General features: G+C 43.8%; 10 protein-coding genes. 6 read left to right on the top strand and 4 right to left on the bottom strand.

Annotated elements, in window-relative coordinates:
- The first annotated feature begins 172 nt into the window (after positions 1–172).
- Both nqrM and VRK_RS11175 read left to right on the top strand, forming a co-directional pair.
- Positions 173–406 (top strand): (Na+)-NQR maturation NqrM, encoded by a 234-nt coding sequence (gene nqrM / locus VRK_RS11180; RefSeq protein WP_059121442.1) that lies wholly within the window; start codon positions 173–175, stop codon positions 404–406.
- Between the two features lie 227 nt (positions 407–633).
- Positions 634–1,701 (top strand): PA0069 family radical SAM protein, encoded by a 1,068-nt coding sequence (locus tag VRK_RS11175; RefSeq protein ID WP_059121441.1) that lies wholly within the window; start codon positions 634–636, stop codon positions 1,699–1,701.
- Positions 1,702–1,747: 46 nt separating this feature from the next.
- On the opposite strand, the gene VRK_RS11170 is transcribed toward VRK_RS11175, so the two are convergent.
- Positions 1,748–2,641 (bottom strand): LysR family transcriptional regulator, encoded by an 894-nt coding sequence (locus VRK_RS11170; RefSeq protein WP_059121440.1) that lies wholly within the window; start codon positions 2,639–2,641, stop codon positions 1,748–1,750.
- 93 nt (positions 2,642–2,734) lie between these two features.
- Here VRK_RS11170 and VRK_RS11165 point away from each other — a divergent pair, with 93 nt between their 5' ends.
- From VRK_RS11165 to VRK_RS11155, 3 genes are all read left to right on the top strand, one after another.
- On the top strand, positions 2,735–3,664 hold the full coding sequence (locus tag VRK_RS11165; RefSeq protein ID WP_059121439.1) for a DMT family transporter: 930 nt from the start codon (positions 2,735–2,737) through the stop codon (positions 3,662–3,664).
- Positions 3,665–3,942: 278 nt separating this feature from the next.
- The gene (gene dinB / locus VRK_RS11160; protein ID WP_059122743.1) at positions 3,943–5,001 is read left to right on the top strand and encodes a DNA polymerase IV; all 1,059 of its coding nucleotides are present in this window, start codon (positions 3,943–3,945) and stop codon (positions 4,999–5,001) included.
- A 218-nt stretch (positions 5,002–5,219) separates the two neighbouring features.
- Positions 5,220–6,581 (top strand): sodium-dependent transporter, encoded by a 1,362-nt coding sequence (locus tag VRK_RS11155; RefSeq protein WP_157371902.1) that lies wholly within the window; start codon positions 5,220–5,222, stop codon positions 6,579–6,581.
- Between the two features lie 89 nt (positions 6,582–6,670).
- On the opposite strand, the gene rimK is transcribed toward VRK_RS11155, so the two are convergent.
- From rimK to VRK_RS11140, 3 genes are all read right to left on the bottom strand, one after another.
- Positions 6,671–7,576 carry a 30S ribosomal protein S6--L-glutamate ligase gene (gene rimK / locus VRK_RS11150; protein ID WP_059121437.1) on the bottom strand — a complete coding sequence of 302 codons (906 nt, stop codon included), beginning with the start codon at positions 7,574–7,576 and terminating at the stop codon, positions 6,671–6,673.
- Positions 7,573–8,013: an ATP-dependent zinc protease family protein gene (locus VRK_RS11145; protein ID WP_059121436.1), complete on the bottom strand. Its 441-nt coding sequence runs from the start codon at positions 8,011–8,013 to the stop codon at positions 7,573–7,575. Before VRK_RS11145 ends, rimK begins: the two co-directional genes overlap by 4 nt.
- A 356-nt stretch (positions 8,014–8,369) precedes the next feature.
- Complete coding sequence (locus VRK_RS11140) at positions 8,370–9,851, bottom strand: aminoacyl-histidine dipeptidase (RefSeq protein WP_059121435.1); 1,482 nt, start codon at positions 9,849–9,851, stop codon at positions 8,370–8,372.
- A gap of 832 nt (positions 9,852–10,683) precedes the next feature.
- Here VRK_RS11140 and VRK_RS11130 point away from each other — a divergent pair.
- Complete coding sequence (locus VRK_RS11130; RefSeq protein ID WP_059121433.1) at positions 10,684–11,973, top strand: NCS2 family permease; 1,290 nt, start codon at positions 10,684–10,686, stop codon at positions 11,971–11,973.
- Positions 11,974–11,991 lie beyond the last annotated feature (18 nt).

The following is an 11,991-nucleotide window of genomic DNA, read 5'->3' as shown; positions in this document are numbered from 1 at the left end:
TCGAAGGGACTAAAAGGTTTGTTGGTGAGATTGAGGTTTTTGGTAATCGGGGGAAAATGATCAGTTGGTGGATGAATCACTGAAGTTGTAGTGATTGTAAAACGAAATGTGGTTCAAAGAAGCTCTCTCCGGATTGCTTCCCGCCTGTCTAAACCGTGAATGAGGTATAAATATGAGTACTTTCCTAATCACTTTTGCAATGTTTGTTGTTGTGATTGCAGCGATGGCGGTTGGATATATATTCCAAAAGAAAATGGTGAGTGGTAGCTGTGGTGGTCTGGGGGCTGTCGGTATTGAAAAAGTCTGCAACTGTCCTGAACCTTGTGATGCTCGCAAGAAACGCGAAGCTAAAGCGGCTGCTAGAGCTGAACGTTTAGCTGAATGGAACAAAGACCGTATTGCTTGATTGAGCTTAGCTCTGTTTATGTTTGTGCTGCTCTCAACGGGGACTCTTCCATATTGAGAGCGGCATCCTGCCCTCCAATTCATCCTCTCCTTGATTCTCTCTATTGGACGCTGTCAGTCACGTAGGACGTGATTGCAATTATTTGGTGAACCACAAAAAATTAGATCGCGATCTCGAGAAATTGCGTCTATGATATACTGTATATATAAACAGTATCATGAGTTGTTATGTCACGCGATGTATCAGGGAAGCGGTTCCAAGGCCGCGGAACGATGTCAGCCATCCCTGGGCGTTTTGAAGTCCGCATGATTGAAACGGAAGATGATTTTCATTCTGTATCTTCACCGGACACAGAGATTCGCTACGAATATGCCAAGACCTTGATTACATCGAATCAATCTCCGGATATTCCGTTTCGTTTTTCGATAAATCCGTATCGAGGTTGCGAGCATGGTTGTATTTACTGTTTTGCCCGGCCGACACACGCGTATCTGGATCTTTCTCCCGGCATTGATTTTGAAACACGTCTGACGGCAAAAATAAATGCCCCAGAGGTTTTTGAAACAGAACTCAGACATCCGAATTATCAGTGTCAACCGATTGCGCTTGGTATCAATACCGATGCCTATCAACCGATAGAAAAAGAGTTAAAGATTACCCAGAAACTATTGAATATCGCCTATGAATATAAACAACCGATTTCTTTGATTACGAAAAGCTCTCTGATTTTGAGGGATATTGACCTATTGCAATCGATGGCATCAGAACAGCTCGTTCATGTCGGTGTCAGCTTAACGACGCTTGATAATGACTTATCGCGTAGACTCGAACCGAGAGCTGTTCCGGGATCTGTCCGTTTGAAAATGATTCGTGCGTTGAGAGAGAAAAATATACCTGTGACCGTGATGATCGCGCCAGTAATCCCTTTTATTAACGATCATGAAATAGAGACCTTAGTTCAGACAAGTGTTGAAGCGGGGGCTGAATGTGTTGGTTATGTAATGTTACGCTTACCTCATGAGGTTGCCCCTTTATTTGAAGATTGGTTATACATACATTTTCCTCTACGGGCTGAGCGAGTGCTTAGTCATCTCCGTAGTATGCATGGTGGGCAACTCTATCAAGGCGAATTTGGTAAACGAATGACCGGCAGTGGTGTTTATGCTGATTTCATTCGACAACGTTTTCATCTGGCAAGGCGTAAAATGAGTGCTGAGGAACGAAAATCGGAACCATTGGATTACAGTCGCTTTCAAGTTCCGCCTCGGCGTGGTGATCAAATGGTGCTGTTTTGAGATGAAAAAGGTACATCAGTCTCTTTGTCATCTGTTGGCGATGAAGTTAGTGTTCGTTAAAGTGCTTGATCATAAACTCGACGAACAGGCGGACTCGCATCGGTAAGTTGTCCCGGTCGCGATATAGCATAAATAATGTGCGAGCTATGCTGCGCCAGTCAGGTAGCACATGATTGATTTCCCCCTGAGCTATCATCGGTAGTGCAAAGTAATCCGGTACGTATCCGATACCGAGTCCTGCTTTTATGGCGTGAATTAGCGTCAAAATCTCATCCACCTCCAGCCTGATTCCTTTCTGGGGATGATAATCAAACGTTTCACTATTCTTTTTGTGTACTAACTGCCACGGTATCATTGGACGACAAATGATGGTGGGGTGACCACACAACCTTTCTGGTGTGGTTATGCTGGAAATATCGTAATCAGAATGAGAGCACAAAATAAAATGGATATGCTTTAATGGTCTCGCAATCCAGTTGTCGACGACCGGATTACCGACTCGAAACACCACGTCCATCCCTTCCGCTTCAATATCAATCAGAGAGTTGGAAAAATTCAAATCCAGCTGAATATCTGGATATTGCAGCAAAAAATCATAAAAGATATCTCGCAGGAAGTATGAGCCAGCATTGATTGGTGCAGAAATACGGATTTTTCCCTGCGGCTGATATTTATCCCGATGGAGATCTTCATCAATATCATTGAGTTCGTCAAACAGCATGGCGGAGCGCTGAAAATACTGTTCACCGGTGCTGGTCAGTGCAACTCGATGAGCGTCCCGATTGAGTAGCCGAAGCTGTAGATCCGTTTCAAGTTGTCGGATACGGCGGCTCAAAGTGGAGAGTGGCATCCCTAAAGATTGAGCTGCATCTTTGAAACTGCCTGCACGTGCAACAGCACAGAAACAGCGCAGGTCGTCTAACGAATAGCTAGGTTTCATTATTGGTATTTACTGTCTTAAAATTGCTTATTTATCTAATTATTGAAAGCAATACACTAAGTAGTAAGTTTTGGCAAGTCATTCGGAGTGACGATGGAATCTAATTCAACGATGAAAGCGGTTGTTCTTCTCATTATCTGTACCTTCTTTTGGGGCAGCAGCTTTCCAATCGGTAAGCATGCGTTAGATGAAGTGCACGCACTCACCTTAGTGTTTTGGCGCTTCATTATTGCGGCCACATGTCTGGCGGTATACCTCAAAGTTAAACGTATGCCAAAAATGCACTTGAGCGGGTATCAATGGTGTTGGGTCATTTCGGCCAGCGTTGTCGGGGTGGGCGGGCTCAACCTTGGTCTGTTTACGGGACTGGCGACCACCAATGCGACCAACGGTTCACTGATTATGGCGCTTAGTCCGCTGATGACATCTCTGATCGCGTGTATTGCACTGCGCACTTTTCCGTCTTTTGTACAATGTTTCAGTCTGCTGGTGAGTCTGGCCGGCGTACTGATGGTGATCACCAACGGGCATCTTGAAACGTTATTCTCTATGCAGATCAACCACGGCGATCAGTTGATCTTTGGTGGTATGCTTGCTTGGAGCTTTTATACCTATGTTAGTCAGGAGATTAGTCGTTGGATGCCTGTAATTTCTTATACCTTTATCGGTATGCTGAGCGGAGCTTTGGTGATTGGTATCATGTGTCTGATATCACCGGAAGTGTATCCGTTCGCTGAATTGTGGAATAGTACAGCATTAGGCATATCGGAAGTGGTTTACATTGGCATGTTTAGCACAGTTGCGGGTTATTTGCTGTGGTTAAATGGTGTACGTCACCTTGGATCAGCGAATGCGGCACTGTTTTTCAACTTTGTCCCGATCTTTTCTGTACTCACCTCATTCATGCTCGGTCATGCCGTGACTCAGTTACAATTACTCGGGATTGCGATTGTCATTACGGGCCTGCTACTGCCACGAATTCACCTGTTGAAACGCAAGCCTAAACCTTGCTCTGAATTCTAGGTGAATTCACGCGATGAACAAATGAGAAAGGCGGGTGGTTCCCGCCTTTTTTATGTTCGGTGTAGCAACAGAACTTTTATATCAATCTCGATAGTGACGGAACTCGCTCCTTGCTGATCTTTCATCAAGTAGTTTTTTACTCATGCTCACTTAAAAGAGGCCATGAAAAAATAGTATATACTGTATATAATTACAGTATATACTATTCATAACTGATCAGCAGAACCAATCTATTTGATAGCCAATTCAATACACGTCACTGAGTATCGAGAATGACTATGACCAATAAAATCATTCACATAGACCTTGATTGTTATTATGCAGCGGTTGAAGCAAGAGACAATCCCAGCCTGAGAGGTATTCCATTGGCTATCGGGGGATCTCAGTTTGGGCGTGGGGTGCTCTCCACTTGTAATTATGAAGCTCGTCAATATGGTATTCGTTCGGCAATGCCAACTTCTCATGCGCTCAGGCTATGTCCGCAACTGACGGTGATTTCTGGAAATATGGAGAAGTACAAAGCTGTTTCTCAGCAAATACGTGAAATTTTTACCCGATATACAGATGTGATTGAGCCGCTGTCTTTAGATGAAGCCTATCTGGATGTAACGCATACCACGCTGTTTAAAGGCTCTGCGACATTGATTGCTCAAGATATCAGAAAGACCATTGAATCTGAGTTGAATCTGACGGCAAGTGCAGGTGTCGCTCCGCTTAAATTTGTTGCGAAAGTGGCCTCGGATATTAACAAGCCAAACGGAATTTGTGTCATTCCCCCGAATGAGTTGCACACTTTTATTGATGGCTTGGGACTGGGAAAAATTCCCGGGGTGGGGAAAGTTACCTTAGAAAAGCTACACAAGTTAGGCCTGTTTCATGGCAAGGACGTGAAAGCATATGAGCATCATCTGTTAGTCAAACACTTTGGCCGCTTTGGTCAAACACTGTGGGACAGATGTCATGGTATCGATAAAAGGGCTGTTGAAGTCTCGCGGGTTAGAAAGTCCGTCGGTGTTGAAAGAACATTTAGCACCGATATCTATACTGAAGCAGAGTGTTTAGACGTAATTGGCCGCTTATATCCATCTTTAGTGACTCGGCTTGAAAAAATATCCCCGGAAAAGGGAATTATCCGGCAAGGGGTTAAGCTGAAATTTGATGATTTTAAGCAAACGACAGTTGAACACAAACAACAAACTTTAGATAAGAATTTTTTTACTGTGTTATTGCGAGATGCGCTGTTGAGGCAGCAAGGGCGAGGGATTCGCCTTATCGGTCTGTCTGTTGGACTGAATGTCGAACCGAGTGAAAAAGAGCAAATGAGTTTTGATTGGTGACTTAAAATTAGCTGCTTTACCGCATTTTCCGCCACCCGCGATGTCTTATCCAGTGACAGATAAAAAATAGAGACTTATCGTTTGTTTATGTTTATTTACAGTTAAATATAAGAACATTTGAGCTCTGAACACCGAAGACACTCTTTTTTGATTGTGAAAAACCAATTTTTTGATTATTGTACTTGCCAACTAGTTTATTGATATGTTGTATGAGTGGTATGGCACAATCTTCTTCGCGTGATTTTTTCGCGTCTCGACTTGGGTTTATTCTTTCGGCTTCCGGTGCTGCGGTAGGGTTGGGTAATATCTGGGGATTTCCGACTCAGGTTGCCAGTAATGGTGGTGGTGCTTTCCTGCTGGTTTATCTGATTCTGATTGCTTTTGTTGCTTTTCCGATGTTGGTCGTTGAAATGGCAATAGGACGCCACGGTCAAGCGAATCCAGTCGATAGTATGCGTGCTCTTTCATCTGAACCGAAAACCCAGAAATTTGCAGCTGGCGTAGGGTGGCTGGGATTAAGTGTTCCCTGTGCGGTACTTGCGTTTTACAGTATTGTCGGTGGTTGGATCATTTGTTTCTTTCTGGCCGCATTCTGTCAGCTATTGGGGTGGGGAGAACTCTCTCAGTGGTTAGAAGGTTTCTCGGTTGAACGTAATTTGTTAGGAACCGTTATTTTCTATGTTTTAACGATTCTGATTGTTCAGGGCGGTGTTAAGCAGGGCATCGAAAAATGGTCTACGCGTTTGATGCCGGCTCTGTTTGTCCTCTTTGCCGTATTGTTCATTTATATTTTGATGCAAGACGGAGCCGTTGACGGACTCAAGCAGTATCTGATTCCTGACTTCAGCAAAATATGGAATAAAGACTTGATTCTTGCTGCAATGGGACAAGGGTTCTTCTCGCTGACCATTGGCGGTTGCTCAATGTTGGTGTATGGCTCCTATTTGAGTAAAAAAGAGAATCTCCCCAAAATGGCGTTGAGTGTCACACTGGTTGATACCGGAGTTGCCTTTATTGCGGGGTTGGTCGTTATGCCTGCGATGTTTGTAGCAATGAAGCAAGGTGTTGAAATTTATGCAGCGGATGGGAGTTTGCTCAATTCCGATACATTGGTTTTCCGTGTATTACCGATGATGTTCGAGAGTTTGGGAGTTTTCGGGCAGTTTTTTGCCATCATCTTCTTTTTGCTATTGACCATTGCTGCGTTGACTTCATCGATATCAATGCTGGAATGTCCGGTGACGCTTGTCAGTGAACGGTGGAATACCAGCCGGAATGGTACAACATGGGCTTTGGGCACAGTCATAGCGCTCTTTAGTGTGGTGGTGCTCTATCATTTCGCTGAACTTTTTGGGTTGGTGGTGATGTTGGCAACACAATACCTACAGCCGCTTGCAGCTTTGATGTTTTGTCTGTTCGGGGGATGGGTTTGGCGTCATAGCGCTAAAATTACCGAACTTGAGCACGGTTTTTCGGGCGTTTCTCAACATTGGTTCGGACGTTTATGGCCGGCATATATTAAATATGTTTGCCCTCTCTTTGTTGTTGCCGTGATATGGTTTTCTCTATTTTCTCAGTAGGATAGTGACTCGTATTGCTATTTCTGTAACTCGATTTCAGTGAAGAATGTTCCCTCAAGAGCCTGTCACCTGACTCTTGAGGGGATAGGTTATCCTCGTCCCCGAGTTCTTGTTTTTCTCGATTGCGCATTCTTTTCGGCAAACTCAATGATCATCCCTGCGATATCTTTGCCTGTTGCTTTTTCAATACCTTCTAAACCGGGAGATGAATTGACTTCCATCACCAGCGGGCCGCGAGAGGAGCGGAGGATGTCAACACCGGCAACGTTGAGTCCCATAATCTTTGCTGCATCAATGGCTGTTTTCCTTTCTTGAGGCGAAATCTTGACCAATGTTGCTGTTCCGCCCCGGTGCAGGTTTGAACGAAACTCACCTTCAGCGCCTTGGCGCTTCATCGATGCGATAACTTTATCACCAATAACAAAACAGCGGATATCAGCGCCGCCGGCTTCCTTGACGTATTCTTGAACCATAATGTTTGCTTTGAGCCCCATAAATGCCTCAATCACACTTTCCGCTGCTTTGCGGTTTTCGGCTAAAACAACGCCAATCCCTTGTGTTCCTTCAAGAAGTTTGATTACAACAGGTGCACCGCCGACCATATTCAATAAGTCCTTAATATCATCTGGTTTGCTGGCAAACCCGGTGATAGGCATACCTATGCCCTTTCTGGACAGTAATTGCATGGAGCGAAGTTTGTCTCTGGAACGGCTAATGGCGACGGATTCATTCACTGGATAAACCCCCATCATTTCAAACTGACGTAAGACAGCCGTGCCATAAAAAGTCACTGATGCCCCGATGCGAGGAATAATGGCATCAAACCCAGATAACTGCTCCCCTTTAAAATGGATTTCAGGTTTTTCTGAGTTGATATTCATGTAACAACGTAAGGCGTCGATCACTTTATATTCATGTCCTCGCTCTTTACATGCTTCTATCAGTCGCTGAGTTGAATAGAGCGAGCTATTTCTTGAAAGAATGCCAAATTTCATGCGTTATCACCAGAAGTCAGTAGAAATGATGCATCCGGATCAACGATGATTCTCGGGCGCATCGCTGTCCTGCCTAATAACATTCGGAATGCCATATTTTCACGGTTCGTCAGCGTAATATCGACTGGCCATTGCTCCGTGCCAAGCTTAATCTCTGTACGGATTACATAACGTTTTTCCTCATAGCCGCCGGAGTTTCTGACGGTGCGTCGGTCGATTACTGGCGCCTCACAAATGACAACTTCTGAATCGTCCTTTTGATGGGGATGTAACCAGAATCGTACCCATTGTACGCCTTCTTTTTTGAAAGTTTTTACTTTAAATGCGTGGAGACAAGATGTCTTTGCGCCAGTATCGATCTTTGCATTGATCGTGTGAATTCCCAAAGCTGGGAGACTGAGAGTTTCTCTCCAGCCAATCATAATTTTTTCATTCATTTTTATGTTCTTCGATTAATAGACGTTGAATCGATAGGAAAGGCGCTGGGCAATTTTATTCCTGCAAGGCTATTCCCCCATTGGCAATCATAGCTATTAGGGAGCATCTTATACAGAAGCGCGCTTGATTTTTAAACAGATGTGACTTTGCCAGAGGGAACACTACCAGCAGTTTCAGTATTGAGCGAATAAAAAAATTATCCGTAACGATAAATAATCATGATAGATGTCGTACATTGAAGCTTACAACTAAATTATTTTTATTTTCAATGGGATAAGTTGCTTAAATTTACGTCATGTTGGTATGGTGTTCACCGCAGCGGACGGTGTTATTTTCCGCTACGGCATATCATGACTTAGTCTTTTTCGGGGATGCTTTTCAGCATGACGATCATTTGTTCCCAGAATTGCTGAACTGTGCTGATCTGCACTTTTTCATCCGGAGAATGCGGGAACTTAATAGTCGGACCGAACGACACCATATCTATATCCGGATAGGGGCGCTTAAATAATCCACACTCGAGGCCTGCATGGATCACCATAATATGCGGTTTATGACCATAGATATTTTCGTACTGTTCTCTGAAAATGGCCATAATGGCTGAATTCGTATCAGGCTTCCAACCAGGATAAGCATCATAGAAATCAACTTTTGCATGTGCAAGTTCGGCAATAGACCTCAGACTGCTTTCTACCTGTTGACGACCTGAGTCGATTAAAGAACGGACCAAACTGAGGATCGAAATTGTTGATGCTTCAGTTTTGACGACTCCTAGATTCAGTGAGGTTTCGACCACTCCGGGAAAATCATCACTCATGCGAATCACGCCATTGGGACTGGCATTGAGTGTTGCAATGAAACGTTGCTGCGTCGATAAATCAAATACCTGATATTGTTCCGAGTTCAGCTCAACGTCATGGCATTCAGTTATGATATTCCCTTCAGCTTGTTCCAGCTCCTGACTAATTGTTGCGGTGAAACATTGGAATGCTTCTGTCAGTTTGGATACATTTTCTGCAGGCAGACATAAGGTAACAAAACCTTCACGAGGAATGGCATTTCTCAGCGAGCCGCCTTGAAAATCAATCAGCCGGAGCGCGAGGGGCTCGGCATGTTGTGCCAAAAATCGCGCTAACAGTTTATTGGCATTGCCTCGGCCGAGATGGATATCACAGCCAGAATGGCCGCCTTTGAGACCTTTGAGCTGAAGTTTTCGGATCACATGATTTGCCGGAACTTGACAGCGTTCAATATCAAAAGCGAGCAGTCCGTTAATTCCTCCGGCACATCCGACGTAAACTTCCCCTTCCTGTTCTGAGTCGGTATTCAGCAGGATCTCTCCTTCAAGGTAACCCGGTTCCAGACCAAATGCACCGGCCATACCTGCTTCTTCATTGATCGTTAACAGCACCTCTAAAGGGCCGTGTTGGATATTGTCTGAGGCTAAAACCGCCAGACAGGTTGCCATCCCGATACCATTGTCTGCACCAAGGGTTGTGCCTTGAGCGGTGACCCACTCACCATCAATATAAGGACGAATCGGATCCTGTTCGAAGTTATGAACGGTCTCCTCATTTTTCTGTGGCACCATATCCAGATGCGCTTGCAGCACGACACCCTTTCGGTTTTCCATACCTGATGTTGCTGGTTTCTTAATAAAAATATTACCCGTTGGATCACGCCTGACATCAAGTGATTGCCCCTGAGCCCATTCGATAATGTATTGCGCTAGATTTTCTTCATGGTATGAAGGATGCGGGATAGAACATATCTTATCGAAAAACTTCCAGACGAGAGAGGGTGAAAGATGACTAATTTCGGATTGGAATTCTGACACTGAAAACTCCTGTTTCACAAGGTGGTCAATGAAAAGTGGATCAAATCAAATTGAATTGGTGCTTAAGGCTTCATTGTACTGAAGCATTCGTTAGTGAAGACAAGCTTGTACTGAAGACCCATGCGCACCAGTCGATAGCAAGAGAATATCACCCTCATCATGCAGGGGATAGCAGGAGAAATGTTTTTTTGAAAAATTAATATGAATTATATTGATTATTATTGTTATGATTAAGGAATAAATTTTCATAATTAAGTTTAAATTTGGTAATTTAATTACATAAACCTCAATAAAAATTGACAGAAATTAGTTTTATTTGATTTTTATCACGATTTTATTGTAATAAATTTTCTTTATGGTATATTCGATTCTGTTTGCAATGCTTCTATTTAACCAGTTTATGGTGTTGCCTGAATGGAGCATTTCCCCTGCGAGATTAATGGGGATATTCAGGACTCTGACTAGACCAATTTGCTCTGATGGTCTGTTGTAGAGTTGGAAACGATAGAAACTTGCAGCTCGGACATTTTTGTTCACCCCTAAATTTATTGGAAGATTTTGACCCCTTTCCAGCGCCACTCCATGTGAAGTGGCGTTTTTTTATCCTTTCACATGGTATTGTCTGGCCTTATTAAGTTAAGTCTCTTATGGGGATGACAAGCGGATTTTTGATGACTTTTGTAGTGTAAATCGGAATATTTACAAGGTTTCATAAACTTGACTATTAGGTCAGTTTTTATATCAATTACGCTAGAATTTGCCGTCTTTACTCTCTATAATCGCCTCCCAATCGTTTACGCAACCGTTTACTTGAATCTATACAGGAACCATCATGCTCGAGAAGCTATTTAAACTGAGTGAACATGGGACAACCATGCGAACAGAAGTCATTGCGGGAATTACGACTTTTCTGACCATGGCTTACATCATTTTTGTCAATCCAGCGATCTTAGCCGATACAGGTATGGATCGTGGCGCTGTTTTTGTTGCAACCTGTTTGGCGGCCGCTGTTGGCTGTTTCATCATGGGATTTATCGCAAATTATCCGATTGCGTTGGCTCCCGGGATGGGACTGAATGCATTTTTCACCTATACCGTCGTACTCGGCATGGGGTATACGTGGCAAGTTGCTTTGGCTGCGGTATTTGCTTCAGGCGTGTTGTTCATCTTGCTGAGTTTATTTAAGATTCGGGAATGGATTATCAATTCGATACCGATGTCTTTGAGAACCGGCATTTCATCGGGGATCGGTTTATTTCTTGCTTTCATCGCATTAAAAAATGCAGGTATCATCGTTGATAATTCAGCCACACTGGTTTCTCTTGGTCATATTACCTCACTTCACTGCGTCTTAGGTGCCCTCGGTTTCTTCCTCACGATCGCTCTGGTTTACCGCAATATAAAAGGTGGTGTGATGATCGCTATTCTGGCGATCAGTGCGATTGGTTTGATGCTTGGTGATGTCCACTGGGGTGGGCTTGTTTCGATGCCACCAAGTATTGCCCCCACATTTCTACAGCTAGATTTCTCAGCGTTATTAGATGTCGGGATGATTTCGGTTGTGTTTGCATTCTTATTTGTTGACCTGTTTGATACGGCCGGGACCTTAGTTGGTGTTGCTCAAAAAGCAGATCTTATCGGTGAAGACGGAAAAATTCCTCGTTTGAACCGGGCATTATTGGCTGATTCTTCAGCAACTGTTGCTGGTGCGTTACTCGGAACATCGAATACAACCTCTTTTATTGAAAGTGCTGCTGGTGTTGCAACTGGCGGACGGACAGGATTGACGGCCGTTGTGGTTGGAATTCTCTTCCTGTTTGCTTTATTCTTTGCGCCTCTTGCAGGGATGATTCCCGCGTATGCAACCGCAGGTGCGCTGCTTTATGTTTCTATTCTGATGCTCTCCGGGTTGGTTGGTATTGACTGGCGTGATCTCACAGAGGCTGCACCCGTTGTCGTGACTTGTTTAATGATGCCTCTCACATCTTCAATTGCAGAAGGTATCTCTTTAGGTTTTATTTCCTATGCGGTAATTAAACTCTTGAGTGGTAAAGCCCGTCATGTTTCACTCAGCGTGTGGTTCATGGCTGCGATTTTTGTTGTAAAATATATCGCAGGTTAACGAATTAGATTTTAGATA

Source organism: Vibrio sp. MEBiC08052 (assembly GCF_001506075.1).
Classification (GTDB): Bacteria; Pseudomonadota; Gammaproteobacteria; order Enterobacterales; family Vibrionaceae; genus Vibrio.
This window is presented reverse-complemented; position numbering and strand designations above follow the sequence as displayed.